12 protein-coding genes and 1 pseudogene are annotated in these 13,724 nt (G+C 62.6%); 7 read left to right on the forward strand and 6 right to left on the reverse strand.

Going from position 1 to position 13,724, the window contains the following annotated elements:
* The coding region (locus tag EOD15_RS15045; RefSeq protein ID WP_185929002.1) for a PAS domain S-box protein at positions 1-1,187 on the reverse strand (1,187 nt) is incomplete at its 3' end.
* An 84-nt stretch (positions 1,188-1,271) separates the two neighbouring features.
* Entirely contained in the window at positions 1,272-2,045 is a 774-nt protein-coding gene (locus EOD15_RS15050) for a response regulator transcription factor (protein WP_185929003.1), read from the reverse strand.
* 46 nt (positions 2,046-2,091) lie between these two features.
* On the opposite strand from EOD15_RS15050, the gene EOD15_RS15055 reads away from it, so the two are divergent.
* On the forward strand, positions 2,092-2,793 hold the full coding sequence (locus EOD15_RS15055) for a response regulator transcription factor (RefSeq protein WP_127321951.1): 702 nt from the start codon (positions 2,092-2,094) through the stop codon (positions 2,791-2,793).
* A gap of 72 nt (positions 2,794-2,865) precedes the next feature.
* On the opposite strand, the gene EOD15_RS15060 is transcribed toward EOD15_RS15055, so the two are convergent.
* Both EOD15_RS15060 and EOD15_RS15065 read right to left on the reverse strand, forming a co-directional pair.
* Positions 2,866-3,033, reverse strand: coding sequence for a hypothetical protein (locus tag EOD15_RS15060; RefSeq protein ID WP_081738724.1), 168 nt, complete (start codon positions 3,031-3,033; stop codon positions 2,866-2,868).
* Between the two features lie 54 nt (positions 3,034-3,087).
* On the reverse strand, positions 3,088-3,420 hold the full coding sequence (locus tag EOD15_RS15065) for a hypothetical protein (protein ID WP_127321949.1): 333 nt from the start codon (positions 3,418-3,420) through the stop codon (positions 3,088-3,090).
* Between the two features lie 356 nt (positions 3,421-3,776).
* Here EOD15_RS15065 and EOD15_RS15070 point away from each other — a divergent pair, with 356 nt between their 5' ends.
* Positions 3,777-4,238 carry a L,D-transpeptidase gene (locus EOD15_RS15070; protein ID WP_127382766.1) on the forward strand — a complete coding sequence of 154 codons (462 nt, stop codon included), beginning with the start codon at positions 3,777-3,779 and terminating at the stop codon, positions 4,236-4,238.
* Positions 4,239-4,488: 250 nt separating this feature from the next.
* Here EOD15_RS15070 and EOD15_RS15075 read toward each other — a convergent pair whose 3' ends face one another.
* On the reverse strand, positions 4,489-7,572 hold the full coding sequence (locus EOD15_RS15075) for an efflux RND transporter permease subunit (protein WP_127272041.1): 3,084 nt from the start codon (positions 7,570-7,572) through the stop codon (positions 4,489-4,491).
* Complete coding sequence (locus tag EOD15_RS15080) at positions 7,569-8,897, reverse strand: efflux RND transporter periplasmic adaptor subunit (RefSeq protein WP_127408593.1); 1,329 nt, start codon at positions 8,895-8,897, stop codon at positions 7,569-7,571. The genes EOD15_RS15075 and EOD15_RS15080 overlap by 4 nt, the downstream gene beginning before the upstream one ends.
* Positions 8,898-9,042: 145 nt before the next feature.
* Here EOD15_RS15080 and EOD15_RS15085 point away from each other — a divergent pair, with 145 nt between their 5' ends.
* From EOD15_RS15085 to EOD15_RS15105, 5 genes and pseudogenes are all read left to right on the forward strand, one after another.
* On the forward strand, positions 9,043-9,576 hold the full coding sequence (locus tag EOD15_RS15085) for a TetR/AcrR family transcriptional regulator (RefSeq protein WP_127323062.1): 534 nt from the start codon (positions 9,043-9,045) through the stop codon (positions 9,574-9,576).
* Positions 9,577-9,589: 13 nt separating this feature from the next.
* Positions 9,590-9,814 (forward strand): annotated as a pseudogene (locus EOD15_RS15090) (SDR family oxidoreductase); the annotation flags it as partial.
* 454 nt (positions 9,815-10,268) lie between these two features.
* A complete protein-coding gene (locus tag EOD15_RS15095; RefSeq protein ID WP_127321727.1) occupies positions 10,269-11,597 on the forward strand; it encodes an NAD(P)H-dependent oxidoreductase in 1,329 nt (442 codons plus the stop codon).
* A 2-nt stretch (positions 11,598-11,599) separates the two neighbouring features.
* Positions 11,600-12,628: a thiamine pyrophosphate-dependent dehydrogenase E1 component subunit alpha gene (locus EOD15_RS15100; protein ID WP_127321726.1), complete on the forward strand. Its 1,029-nt coding sequence runs from the start codon at positions 11,600-11,602 to the stop codon at positions 12,626-12,628.
* Positions 12,628-13,626 (forward strand): alpha-ketoacid dehydrogenase subunit beta, encoded by a 999-nt coding sequence (locus tag EOD15_RS15105; protein WP_127321725.1) that lies wholly within the window; start codon positions 12,628-12,630, stop codon positions 13,624-13,626. Before EOD15_RS15100 ends, EOD15_RS15105 begins: the two co-directional genes overlap by 1 nt.
* The last annotated feature ends 98 nt before the right edge of the window (positions 13,627-13,724 follow it).

Genomic DNA, 13,724 nt, shown 5'->3' on the forward strand with positions numbered 1-13,724 from the left:
GGATGGAGACGGACCATCGACAGGAAGCTCTTGACGATGCGGCCGCAGCGCTCGGCCGCGGCGCGCACCTTCTCGGCGCGCACCTTGGTCTGCGGATCGGAAGCGAATTCGTGCAGCAGCGTCGATTGCGCCACAACCACTGCCAGGGGATTGTTGAGCTCGTGCGATACGCCGGCCAGCAACGAACCCATCGCCGCCACCTTCTCGTTCTGGTGCAGCTTCTCGCGCTGCCGGCCGATTTCTTCCTCCGCACGCAATTTGTCGCGCAGGTCGCGGATGGAGCCGAAGATCAGGCGGCGGTCGGCGACCCGCATCTCGGTCGCCGTCAGCTCGATCGGGAACACTTCGCCGGCGGCATTCTGGGTCACCGTCTCGAGCCTTTGGCCGACCATCGGCGCGCCGCGGCCGGACATGTATTCGGCCCCCGAAGCATAGCCCTTGCGGTAATAGATCGGCACGATCGTATCGAGCAGGTCCTTGCCGAGAATGTCGCTGCGCTGGAAGCCGAACATCTTCTCGGCGGCCGGATTGAATTCGATGATCGAGCCGGTCTCGTCGATGACGACGATGGCATCGAGCGAGGCCTGCAGCATAGTGCGGCGAATGACCTCGCTGGCATGGGCGTCGGATGGCGAGCGCTCGATAGCGTCGCCGATAGCGAGCGCGATGATGTGCAGCGTCGCCTCTTCCTCGTCGGTCCATGCACGCTCGCTGACGCAGTCATTGACCGCCAGCGTGCCCCAGAGATGGCCATGCGCGAAGACCGAGACCGAGAGGAACGACTTGATGTTCTGCTTCTCGAAATCGGTCCTTAGGAAGCCTTCGAGGTCGCGCGTATGGCCGGCGAAGATCTTGCCTTGCCTCTCGTCCTCGGCAAGCCGCTCCAGCAGGGGGTCGGAATTGACGATCGATTGCATGATGACGGTTGGCGACGCCAGTTCGCCGCCGAAAAGAGGATCGATCCAGTAGGCGGCGACGGATTGGGCGAAGCCCTGGCCTGGCAGTTCGCGCAAGCGAAACAGGATGCCGCGCTGGCAATCCATGGCCCGGCAAAGCGCCTCCAGTATGCCGTCCATCTCACGCTGCCAGTCGCCTGCCTCGCGCAGCCGACGAACGACACGCACGGCCGCCATCGCCGCGCCCTGCCTGAACCCTTGCATATCGGTGCTTGCTGCTTCAGCGATCATCTTGTGCTGTCATTCCGGAGTCGCGCCAATTCGGAGTCGTGCCAATTTCGGCTGGCGAGCAACCGAATCCTTCCGGCCCGGTGCTCAGTTGCCGTCGCCGGCCGGCAGCGAGAAGATATAGCCCTCGCCGCGCACCGTGCGCAGGAATTTCGGATTGGCGGGATCGGCCTCGATCTTTTTGCGCAGCCGCATGATGCGGATGTCGACGGCGCGCGACGATTCCGGATCTTCGGTGAAACCGATCGCCTCGGAAATAGCGGCGCGGGTCAGCAGCCGGTTGGCGCGGGTGAGGAAAATCTCCAGCACGTCGAACTCACTCTTGGCCATGTCGATCACCGCGCCATTGGCACCGGTGACCAGCCTGCCGTCGAGATCGGCCTGAAAGGGCCCGAAGGCAACGGAACGGCGATCCGTCCCAGCCTTCTTGTCCTGGAGCTCCTTCGGCTGGGGAACGCGGCGCAACACGCTGCGGACCCTGGCCAGCACTTCGCGCAATTCGTAGGGCTTGACGATGTAGTCGTCGGCACCGAGTTCCAGCCCGACGATACGGTCGAGCGCGGTGCCGGCCGCGGTGGCATAGATGATGCCGATCGGCAGTTTCGAACGCAGCCAGCGGCCGAGCGAGAGGCCGTCCTCGCCGGGCATGGCGATGTCGAGAATGGCGAGATGAAACGATTGCGTTTCAACGAGGCTGCGCGCTGCGGCAGCACTTTCAGCGGTGGCCACGTCATAGCCGGATGCGCCAAGATATTCGGCGACCGCGTCCCTGAGGTCGGGCTCATCCTCGACGATGACAATTCTTGCCCGCACGATGCTTTCGCTCCCACTTTCAGTGGAAAGTAGATTGGGTATAAACATCATGTCCAGCACTCATATCCGGGTTGCCAGGGAACGGTTGGAAAAGATGGCCGCACGATCCGTTATTGCGCTCGTTTCGGTAGCCGAAGTGGTGGCGACCGAACTCGCCGACCATCTCGAGCGGCGCGGCCACGACGTGCATCAGGCACGTCAGCCCTGGGAGGCCGAATCGCTGCTGTCGGGAAAGGGCATCGACGTCGTCGTCGTCGGCGACAGCCTCAGCCAGGCGGAGGGGCGGGATCTGCTCAGACGTTATGGCGGCCAAGCAGGAGGCGACGAGGGCGGGCCGGATTTCATCCTGATCTGCCGGCCGGCGGATCTCGTCGACAAGGTGCTGGCGCTGGAGCTTGGTGCGGCCGACGTCGTCGAGAGTCCGCTCAATGTCCGTGAACTGGCCGCTCGTGTGGGCGGCCTGCTTTCGCGCCGCGGCAGGGGCACCCAGGAACTGATCGTGCTGGAGAACGCGACCGTCGATCTGAGATCGGCCATGGTCATGCATCGCTCCGGCTCCGAGGAACAGCTTTCGCCCGGCCAGGTGGCGCTGCTCAGGTTGTTCCTGGCCAGTCCGCGCAAGGTGCTGACGCGTGACGACATCATCGCCGCGGCACCGGCCGAAAACGCCGACGCCTTCGATCGCTCGATCGATTCGCGCATCGTGCGGCTGCGCCGCAAGCTCGACACCGACACCATCACCACAATACGTGGCGCCGGCTACCGGTTCGATCCGCCGCGACAGTTCGCCGACTGACCGCCGGGTACTGGCGCAATCCCTTTTGTAGGGCATCGGATTTTCCACCTCTGGGCCCGATGCTCTTGACGCTCAGCGTACCAGCAGAAGCGATGGCCCCACCGGCATGTCACTGCCCATGGTGAGTTCGCTTGCATGGGCGCGGTCTCTGAGCAGCACGGTGGCAAGGCCGGCAAAGCCGAGCAGGCCCTGGGCGTAAAGCAGTGCGGACAGCACCGAAGCGGCAAATTTCGTTTTCATCGTCGCAGTTCCCCAAATGCCAATTCTTCAAAAATGAACCTGTTGCGGGTCGCTTCAGGATACCCCCGAAGTGCCCGCGCCGCCCACGGAGCCCCCCGTCGCGGCGCGGGCCTTCGGTCCTCTCGGCAGCAAGTTGCCGGAGGCGCCGCGCAAACCCGTCAGCCTAAGGCCGACCCGCCAGAGGGCCTTTAGCCGGGCGATGCGCAGGCTGGAAACAATCCAGACCGTGGCGAAAAACAGTGCGGTATGCAGCGTCGAAATCTCGCCTGATGTCATGGCGCCGAGGCTTGTCAGCGGGGTGCCGGCAACCGTGCCGACGCCGCCGATGGCCGCTGCCGCGATGCTGATCCTGAGAAGCCAGGACAGCGCGTTCGATTTCGTTCCCATGTTCGTTTCCGGCTGTTTTCGTTGCGTCAACTTTGCTCGCACCCCGTATCCGGATCATGCCGCTTGGAGCCGCGCTTTGTTGCAGATTGGTTTCGATGTCGACGACTGTTCTTTCACATGATGCCAATTCGCACTTTCGTTTGGAGGCAGATACTCATGTTCCCGCCGCTGGTCTTTGCTGGCGGGGCCTGCCGAGCGTGTTCCACCACCCATCTATAAGAGGGACGTTTGTTAACCAGTGGAAACAAATTCGAAACAGAAGCGAGCATTTTGCGAAATCTTCTCGAAACATGACGTTGGGATAAGCGGCCATCGAATTGGAGCCGGCCCAACCGGCAGAGAGAGGGGACTTCATCATGCATACCGCCATTTCCGCCAAGCTTATCAACATCACCGCCGCTGCCCTGACTGGTGCAGCACTGCTGCTCGGCGCCGGCTCGGGTGCGGCGCACGCCGCCAACAAGGTCGTGGCGCGCGTTTCGCTTTCGCAGCAGATCATGGAAGTCTCCGTTGACGGCCGGCCGACCTTCGCCTGGAAAGTCTCCACCGGCGACCGGGCCCATGTGACGCCGACCGGCTCGTTCAAGCCGACCCGCATGCATGAAATGTGGTATTCGAAGAAATACGACAACGCCCCGATGCCGCACTCGGTCTTCTTCAGCGGCGGCTATGCGGTGCACGCGACCTATGCGATCAAGCGCCTCGGCCAGCCGGCTTCGCATGGCTGCGTGCGGCTGCACCCCGACAACGCCGCCGATTTCTACCAGCTCGTCGAAACCTTCGGGGCGACCAACACCAGCATCGTCATCGTCAAGTAGCAGGCTGTGACCGACGGCGTGTCAGCATGCTGCCGCGCCGTGTTCAAGGCTCCCGCCGGAAAACGCTGCGGTATCGAGCACAGCTCGAACCAGGGTATTGAGTACAGCGCAAACCGGCGGTATCGAGCAAAGCTCGAACCGGGGTATCGAGCTCAGCCAAAAAGAAAAGAGGCCGGAAATTCCCGGCCTCTTTTCTTTTGCTTCCATCTATTTGTCCTGCCCATTTCCGAGCGGGAATTCCTCGACCACCCTAGCTAGGCAGTGCCGGCATCAGCTTGGGATCCGGCTTCTCCGCCAAATGAGGCAGGTCCTTGCTGGCGATGAAGGTGTAGAACATGGGCACGACGAAGAGCGTGAACAGGGTTCCGACCAGGATGCCGGTGAAGATGACCAGGCCCATCGAATAGCGGGCCGCGGCACCAGCGCCGCTGGACGTGATCAGCGGCACCACGCCGAGCGCCATCGCCGCTGTCGTCATCAGGATCGGCCGCAGGCGCACCTTGGCCGAGGCGATGATGGCGTCGCGCCGCCGCATGCCATGCTTTTCACGCTGCTGGTTGGCGAACTCGACCAGCAGGATGCCGTGCTTGGTGATCAGACCGATCAGTGTGATCAGGCCGACCTGCGTGTAGATGTTGAGCGTGCCGAGGCCCAGATTGAGCGGCACGATCGCGCCGAAGATCGACAGCGGCACCGCCATCATGATGATCAGGGGGTCGCGAAAGCTTTCAAACTGCGCCGCCAGCACCAGATAGATGACGACAACGGCCGCCGCGAAAGCGATCAGGATGGTGTTGCCCTGTTCCTTTTCCTGCCGCGATTGACCGGAATAGTCGAGGAAGAAGGTGTCGGGCAGGCTCTCCTTGGCGATGTCCTCCAGCGCCTTCAGCCCGTCGCCGGTGGTGACGCCGGGCAGCGGGAGCGCCGAAATCGTCGACGAATTCAGTTGGTTGAACTGCTCGATTGCCGCCGGCGCCGCATTGTTCGAAATCTTGACCACCGCCGAGAGCGGCACCATCTCGCCCGTCACGCTGCGCACGAAGTATTCGCCGAGCTTATCGGGATTGTCGCGAAACTCCTGCGGCACCTGCGGGATGATGTCGTAGCTGTTGGAGTCACGGTCGAACTGCGCCACTTCGGCGCCGCCGACCAGCAAGGTCAGCGTGCGGCCGATATCGGCGATCGGCAGGTTCAACGCCGCGGCGCGATCACGGTCGATGGTCACCGTCACCTCTGGTGCGTCATAGGCCATCGAATTCTGCACGACGATGAAGCGGCCGGAGGCTTGCGCCTTGTTCTTGATCTGCTCGGCCACCTCGTACACTTCCGAGGAAGCGCCGGTCGATCGCACCACCATGGAAATGGGCAGGCCGCCACCAGAGCCGGGCAGCGTCGGCGGCGCGAAGACGAAGGCCTCGACGCCGGCCACTTTGGCGATACGGGCCGTGATGTCGGCCTGCAGTTCCTTCGAATTGCGCTTGCGTTCCGCCCAATCCTTGAAGGCATAGCCGACGAAGGCGCTGTTTGTCGTGCCGCCGAAGGCGACGGCCGAGAACTGCGCCCGTGTTTCGGGAATATCCTTCACCAGGCCGAGGATCTGGTTGACGTATGTCTCGGTGTAATCGGAGGTCGCATAACGCGGCCCTGTCACGATCGAGAGCAGAAAGCCCTGGTCCTCTTCCGGCGCCAGTTCGCTCGAGGTCTTGGTGAACATGAAGCCGGTGACGCCGACAAGCGCAAGCACGATGATCAGCGTCAATGGGCGATAATTGAGCGACCCGGTGACGGCGCGTTCATAGACATGCTCGACGCGCGCGAAGGCGCCGTCGACAATGCGCTGGAAACGGCCCGGCGTGCCGGACTTCAGGAGGCGTGCCGACATCATCGGGGTGATGGTGATGGCGATGACGCCCGACAGCACCACTGAGCCGGCGAGCGTGACTGCGAATTCACGGAACAATGCGCCGGTCAGGCCGCCGGTGAAGGCCAGCGGCGCGAACACGGCGGCCAGTGTCATGGTCATGGCAATGATGGCCGACGATATTTCGCGCATACCGCTGAACGCGGCCTGCATCGGCGACATGTGGTCTTCTTCCATATGGCGATGGATGTTCTCCACCACCACGATGGCGTCGTCGACGACCAGGCCGATCGCCAGCACCATGGCCAGCAGCGACAGCAGGTTGATCGAATAGCCCACCGCAAACAAAAGGAAACAGACGCCGATCAGCGACAACGGGATGGTGATGATCGGCATCATCACCGACCGGAAGGAGCCAAGGAACAGAAGGATGACGACGATGACGATGGCAACCGCCTCGGCGATGGTCTTGAACACCTCTTCGATCGAAGCGCTGATCTGCCCGGTCGCGTCGTAGACGACCTCGATCGTCATGCCTTTCGGCAGCGTCTCCTGAATCTGCGGCACCAGCTTGGTGAGCGCCGCCGCCGTGGTCAGCGGATTGGCCGCCGGCGTCGGGAAGATGGCGAGGAAGGTGCCGGGTTTGCCGTTGAACGAGACCCGGGTGTCGGTGTTCTCGGCCGCGAGTTCGACGCGAGCCACGTCGCGCAACCGCACCACATTGCCGTCAGTCGAGCGCAGCGGCAGCTCGGCGAATGCCTCCGGCGTCTGCAATGTCGAGCGCACGGTGATCGAGGAAACGACATACTCGTTCTGGGTGTTGCCGGGCGCCGACAGGAAGTTGGAATTGTTGATCGCCGTCAGCAGTTCGGAGGCCGTCACGCCGCGCGCGGCAAGCTTGACCGGATCGATCCAGACGCGCATCGAGTATTCCTGGGCGCCGAAGATCTGCACGTCGGCGACGCCTTCGACCGTCGACATGCGCGGCCTGATGACGCGCTCGATATACTCGGTCAGCTGCTCCTTCGTCATGTTCGGGTTCTGCATCGAGATGTACATCATCGCGAACTGCTGGCCGGTGCCCTTGACGATGACAGGGTCCTTCGATGCGTCCGGCAAGGTGCCGCGCACGCCCTGGACCTTGGACAGGACTTCGGTCAGCGCGACGTCGGGGTTCGAGCCGAGCTTCATCTGCACGGTCACGGTGCTGGAGGACGGGCGGCTGGACGAGGTGACGTAGTCGATGTTTTCGGTCGAGGCGACGGCGCGGGCGATCGGGGCGGAAATGAAGCCCTGGATCAGATCGGCGCTGGCGCCTGGATAGGCCGTCGTGATGGTGATCGCGGTTTCGTCGACCTTCGGATACTGCCGGATCGACAGGTTGAAGATGCCCTGGAAACCCAGGAGCAGGATCATGCAGGCAAGGACCGTCGAAAGAACAGGCCGGCGAATGAAGAGATCTGAAAAGCTCATTGCTGTTCGGCCTGCTTGTTCGCCGATTTGGTCGGGTCGATGGTGTTGTCCACAACGACGGACATGCCGTTGAAGAGGCGGTTCTGGCCGGCGGTGACGACCTCGTCGCCGGCCTTCAGCCCCTCGACGATCTCGACCATGCCTTGATTGCGGCGGCCGGGCTTGACGAACACCTGCGACAGCACGAGCGCGGGCTTGTCACCTTCCGCCGCCGGCTTGGCCGGATCGGCAGCCTTGTCGGTTGGTTTTGCCGCATCGGCGGCAGGCTTGGCTGCATCAGCCGCCGGCTTCATGGCATCGTCCGGCTTGGTGTCCGCAGGCTTGGCTTCCGCTGATTTGTCGGCTGACGGCGCGGCGGGTTTTTCCTCCGGCTTGGCTGGGGTCGCCTCGGCAGGCTTGGCCGGCTGCACCACGAAGATGTAGTCGCCATAGAGGCTTGTCGTCAGCGCCGTCTGCGGCAGGGTCAGCACGTTCTGCTCTTCGGGCAGCTCGACACGCACCTGCACGAACTGGCCGGGGGTCAGCTTGCCATCGGGATTGGCGACTTCCGCCCGGATGTTCACCAGCCGGCTGGACGAGTCGATCTTCGGGTCGATGCCGCGAATGGCGCCTGCGAATGGCCTGTCCTCACCGCCAAGGCCCAATCGAATCGTCTGGCCGATCTTGAGCAAGGCGAGTTGCTGTTCGGGAACCGAGAAATCGACCCGCATCGTGTCGAGGTCCTGCAATGTCACCACGGCGGTGCCGGGCGCCAGATACTGGCCGATATCGATTTTCGGAATGCCCACCGTGCCGCCGAAAGGCGCCGTCAGCTGCTTCTGCTCGAGTACGGCCTGCAACTTGGTGACCTGAGATGCCGAGGCCGAGGCCGCCGCACGCGCCGTGTCCAGCGTCGAGTCGGAGCCGACGCCACGCCTGGTCAGTTCAATGGCGCGGGCCAGCGAGGTCTGGTCGAGCGCGGCCTGCGCTTTCTGTGCGTCGAGGTCGGCGCGCTCGACGGCGTCATCGAGCTGCAGCAGAACCGCATTGTCGGCCACCTTCTGGTTGGCATGGAAAAGGATGTCCTTGACGATCCCGGTGGTCTCGACCGTCAGGTCAACACCACGCACAGCCCTGACCGTACCGATCGCCTCGACGCCTGGCGTCCAGGCCGAAGGCTTGGCGATGGTCGTCGAAACGGTTGCCGCCGGCGGCTTCATCGATGCGAAGTACTGCTTGATGCCGTTGTCGCGCAGGAAGTTGAAGCCGACGATGCCGCCGACCACAACGACGAGCAGAGCCAGAACCAGAACAATGATAAAGATACGGAGTATGCGCTTGAACAAGGAAGTCCCCTCAGTCGAAATCCGGCCCGAAGCGCGGATATCGGGACACATATCGACTGCGGGTCCCGATTTCAAATAATGGCGGTCTTCCTGTACCGTCTGGACGGTCTTGTCAATTGGGCCTAAGCTTGCGATGGGAGGCCCCATGAGAGCCCAAAGACCGAATTCGCGCGAGAAGATTCTCGCCGCGGCGGCTGATGTTGCCCGGGAATCCGGACCAGGCAGCCTGTCGCTGGATGCCGTAGCCAGCCGTGCCGGCGTGTCCAAGGGAGGGCTCCTCTACAATTTCCCGACCAAGGCCAAATTGATGCAAGGTTTGGTCGAAGGCTATCTGCGTGAGTTCGAGCACGCACTGGAAGCCGCCCGCACAAATGACAAGGACGAAAATCTCCTGGCTGTCTACATCAGGCTGTCAGCCAATGATTGCGAGGAAAAGCAGCCGTCGGCGTCCTGGATTTTCTCGGCCATCGCCGAGGATCCCGATTTCATGATGCCGATAAAGACCTTCAAGAGGCAGCTTTTCGAGCGGCTGAAAGGTGAGACGCCGGATCTCAAATCGCTGTTGATCTGCTATCTCGCCATCGAGGGATTGCGCAGCATGAACCTCTTCGATTCGGATGTCCTGTCGAAAGATGAGCGAGAGCTTCTGGTATCGTCCCTGCTCGAGATCGCCAAATAGGCGTCGCCCACCCTATGTCTGGACCCCGCTGGTCGAAAGGCAGATTCCCGACACCATGAAGGCGCGCGGCATGACCGAGGAACAGGTCAAGCACGATGTGCTGCTCGCAGCCCAGCCGACCAAGGAATTCGTCACCGTCGATGAGCTTGCTGCGTTGACGCTGTTCCTGTGTTCGGACGCAGCCAGGCAGATCACCGGCACGACCTTGCAGATGGACGGCGGCTGGACGGCACAGTAGAGGGTAATCCAAGCGTTCCGTTTGCCGGCTGGTGCCGCTGGGCGCTAGCAGAAAAGCACCCGCCTATGCCGTGGTCTTGATCGATGCGGATGGCGTGGTCGTGCATTTCCATGATGTTCCGATCGACGCGGCGGGTTGCCCGTGGCGGCTTCGCGGAACACTGAGCAGGACTTCCCGCGAGGGCCAAGATGCCGCCAGTCGCATGCGCCGGCCTATTGCACGGCAGCGCAACAGGCTGCGCCTTTGCTGAGCTGAACGATTCCAACCGATGCCCATCCGCGCACTGACGGCGACTGCGCTGCATCAGGTTTTCCAGCCTCTTTTTCGTCCCGCTGGACTGTGGTGAAAGTGCCCAAAAAGCACAAGAATCTGGACATTAGTCTTGACAGAAATACAGATGTTCAATACCCGTCAGGCAATCGAACAAGCCTGCATTATGGGAGGAACGAGCGGTATGGCTTCCAATGTTTCGTTGACGGGCCTTGCCCGCGATCTCGAGGAACGCGCCAAGTCGGGCAAGCCTATCCGCATCGGCCTGATCGGCTCGGGCGAGATGGGAACCGACATCGTCACTCGTGTCGCTCATATGTCAGGCATCGAGATCGGCGCCATTTCCGAACTGAACCTGCCTGCCGCCAGCAAGGCCGTCGATATCGCCTTCCAGGAAACCGGGCATGCGCGCGAGGTGTCGAACGCGTCGGGGATGACGGCGGCGATGGAAGCCGGCAAGGTGGCGGTCACCAACGATGCCAGCCTTGTCATCAACAATGATCTGATCGACGTCGTCATCGACGCCACCGGGGTTCCCGCCGTCGGCGCCGAGATCGGGCTGCGCGCCATGGAACATGGCAAGCATCTGGTGATGATGAATGTCGAGGCCGACGTCACCATCGGCGCCTATCTGAAGAGCGAGGCCGACCGGCTCAGCGTCACCTATTCGCTGGGCGCCGGCGATGAGCCGTCCTCCTGCATGGAACTGATCGAGTTCGTTTCGGCCATGGGGCATTCGATCGTTGCCGCCGGCAAGGGCAAGAACAATCCGCTCAACATCGACGCTATTCCCCCAGACTATGAGGAGGAAGCCAAGCGCCGGCACATGAATGTGCGGATGCTGGTCGAATTCGTCGACGGCTCCAAGACCATGGTCGAGATGGCGGCGATCGCCAATGCCACCGGCCTGGTGCCAGACAAGGCCGGCATGCATGGGCCGGCGGCGACGCTTGGCGAACTGTCCAAGGTGCTGGTGCCGCAGAAGGATGGCGGCGTGCTGTCGAGGGTCGGCGTCGTCGACTATTCGATCGGCAAGGGTGTCGCGCCCGGCGTCTTCGTCGTTGCCGACATGTCGCATCCGCGCATCTCCGAGCGCATGGAAGATTTGAAGATGGGCAAAGGCCCGTATTTCACTTTCCATCGTCCCTATCACCTGACCTCGCTCGAAGTGCCGCTGACCTGCGCGCGCGTCGTGCTCTACGGCAAGGCCGACATGGTGCCGCTGGCCAAACCGGTGGCCGAAGTCGCCGCCGTGGCCAAGAAGGACATGAAACCCGGCGAGAAGCTCGATGCGATCGGCGAATATTGCTATCGTGCCTGGATCATGACGACGCCTGAGGCGCGCGCCGCCAAGGCCATTCCCTGCGGCCTGCTGCAGGGCGGCTCGGTCACCGCGCCGATCAAGAAGGGCGAGCTCATAACCTACGCGAATGCAGCGCCCGCGGCGGGCTCCAAGATCGCCGAACTGCGCGCCCGCCAGGACAAGCTCGTCTATGGGTCCGTGGGAGCGTGATCATGGCCACAGCCAGCAAAGCCGTCACTGACAGTCGCGCCAATCTGCCCTTCGTCTACCGCCAGTACAGCGCCGAGCAGCTCAAGCAGGTGCTCCACAAGATGTACCTGATCCGCCGCTTCGAAGAGGGCGCGGAGGAGTGCTACACGCGCGGCCTCATCCACGGCACCATGCATTTGTCGATCGGCCAGGAAGCCAGCGCCATGGGCATCTGCATGCCTCTTGCCGAGGATGACCAGATCACCTCGACGCATCGCGGTCATGGCCACTGCATTGCCAAGGGCGCCGAGGTCAAGCGCATGTTCGCCGAGTTCTTCGGCAAGACCACAGGCTATTGCAAGGGCCGTGGCGGCTCGATGCACATCGCCGATGTCGGCAAGGGCAATCTCGGCGCCAATGGCATCGTCGGCGGCGGCATCCCGATCGCCGTCGGGGCGGCATTGTCCTCCAAGATGATGAAGACCGGCAAGGTCGTGGTCTCGTTCTTCGGCGATGGCGCCAACAATGAAGGCGCTTTCCACGAGGCGCTCAACATGGCGGCGGTCTGGAAGCTGCCGGTTATTTTCGTCTGCGAGAACAATGGCTATGGCATGTCCACATCGACAGCCCGCTCGACCGCGGTCAAGAACATCGCCGAGCGCGCCGCCGCCTATTCGATGCCGGGCGTCATCGTCAACGGCAACATCTTCTCCGAGGTCGCCGAGGCGTCTCATCAGGCTATCGCCCGAGCCCGCGCCGGCGAGGGGCCGACGCTGATCGAGTCCAAGACCTACCGCCATCGCGGCCATTCCAAGAGCGACCGCAACCGCTATCGCACCAAGGAAGAGATCGAGGACTGGATGTCGAACCGCGATCCGATCATCCTGTTCGAAAGCGAGCTCAGGGAATTCGGCTTCATCGACGACAAGGGCATCGAGGCCATTCGCGATGCCGTGGCGCAAGAGATCGCCGAGGGCATCGAGTTCGCCAAGGCGAGCCCATCGCCCGATATCAGCGAGACCGGAAATTACGTGTATACGGAGCAGGCGTGATGGACGCGATGGTGCGTGAACTGAGCTACGCCCAGGCGATCCAGGAAGCCATGGCGATCGCCATGGACATGGACGAACGTGTCTTCCTGATGGGCGAGGATATCGGTGTCTATGGCGGGGCCTTCCAGGTCACCGGCGACCTGGTCGAACGTTACGGCGCTGACCGCGTCATCGACACGCCGATTTCGGAACTGGGCGGCGCGGGCGTCGCGGTGGGCGCTGCGCTCACTGGCATGCGGCCGATCTTCGAGTTCCAGTTTTCCGACTTCGCCACGCTTGCCATGGAGCAGATCGTCAACCAGGCGGCCAAGATGCGCTTCATGCTGGGCGGCGAGGTTTCGGTTCCCGTGGTGATGCGCTTTCCCGCCGGTTCCGGCACCGGTGCGGCGGCTCAGCACAGCCAGAGCCTCGAGGCCTGGCTCGGCCATGTGCCGGGTCTGAAAGTCATCCAGCCGGCGACCCCCTATGATGCCAAGGGTATGCTCTTGGCGGCGGTCGCCGATCCCGATCCGGTGATGATCTTCGAGCACAAGCTGCTCTACAAGATGAAGGGACCGGTGCCCGAAGGCTATTACACCGTGCCGATCGGCAAGGCCGATATCTGCCGCGAGGGCCGCGACCTGACCATCGTCGCCACCTCGATCATGGTGCAGAAGGCGCTCGACGCGGCTGCCGCACTGGAGAGCGAAGGCATCGACGTCGAAGTCGTCGATCTCCGCACCATCCGGCCGATGGACAAGCAGACCGTCATCGACAGTGTCAAGAAGACGTCGCGGCTGCTATGCGTCTACGAAGCGGTCAAGACGCTGGGCATCGGCGCCGAGGTCAGCGCCATGATCGCCGAGAGCGAGGCGTTCGATTATCTCGATGCGCCGATCGTGCGGCTGGGCGGCGCCGAAACGCCGATCCCCTATAATCCGGAGCTCGAGAAGGCGACGGTGCCGCAAATTCCCGACATCGTCACCGCTGCGCGCGACCTCGCGAAAGGGGTTCGCTGAGCAATGCCGACCGAAGTCATTCTTCCCAAGGTCGACATGGACATGGCGACCGGACAGATCTCGCGTTGGTTCGCCGAGGAAGGCGCGCACGTCAAGAA

This window comes from Mesorhizobium sp. M7A.T.Ca.US.000.02.2.1 (assembly GCF_003996995.1).
Taxonomy (GTDB): Bacteria; Pseudomonadota; Alphaproteobacteria; order Rhizobiales; family Rhizobiaceae; genus Mesorhizobium.